Origin of the sequence: Paenibacillus popilliae ATCC 14706, from assembly GCF_000315235.1 — a bacterium.
Lineage (GTDB): Bacteria > Bacillota > Bacilli > Paenibacillales > Paenibacillaceae > Paenibacillus_B > Paenibacillus_B popilliae.
In genome coordinates this window covers 1-587 of sequence record NZ_BALG01000126.1, presented here as the reverse complement: position 1 = coordinate 587, position 587 = coordinate 1, and the positions used below count along the sequence as shown (strand labels likewise).

The 587-nt window shown below is 45.5% G+C and carries 1 protein-coding gene; it reads left to right on the top strand.

Annotated features, from left to right (window positions below):
• Positions 1 to 587: transposase (locus PPOP_RS09720; protein WP_042228254.1), on the top strand; the 587-nt coding region annotated here is incomplete at both ends.

The window sequence follows — 587 nt, the reverse complement described above, 5'->3', positions numbered from 1 at the left end:
TAGCGATGACCGAGGAACGACTTATAACGGCAGCTGTCATTACGACAGGTGAGAAAAATGATGGCAAGCAATTGCAGACACTGATCGAAAAAAGCCAAGCCACCGGGATGCAGGTCAAAACGGTAATTGGGGATACGGCGTATTCTGAGAAGGATAACCTGATCTACACGAAACAAAACGAGATTGAACTTGTAGCGAAACTCAATCCACTCATTACACAAGGTGCCCGCAAGAAAGAGGACGAGTTTCTGTTCAACAAAGATGCCGGCATGTACGTTTGTCCAGCCGGACACATGGCGATTCGAAAAGCACGACAGGGGAAAAAAGGCGTCAGTAAAAACCAGCAAGACACCTATTTTTTCGATGTGGAGATCTGCAAACGCTGTCCGTTTAAGGAAGGCTGTTACAAAGAAGGAGCTAAGAGCAAGACGTATTCCGTGACGGTAAAATCCGATGAACATTCGGAACAGATGGCGTTCCAAAACACAGAATATTTTAAGGCGAAATCTAAGGAACGCTACAAAATTGAAGCAAAGAACAGTGAACTCAAACATGGACACGGGTATGATGTAGCCACATCCTCGGGT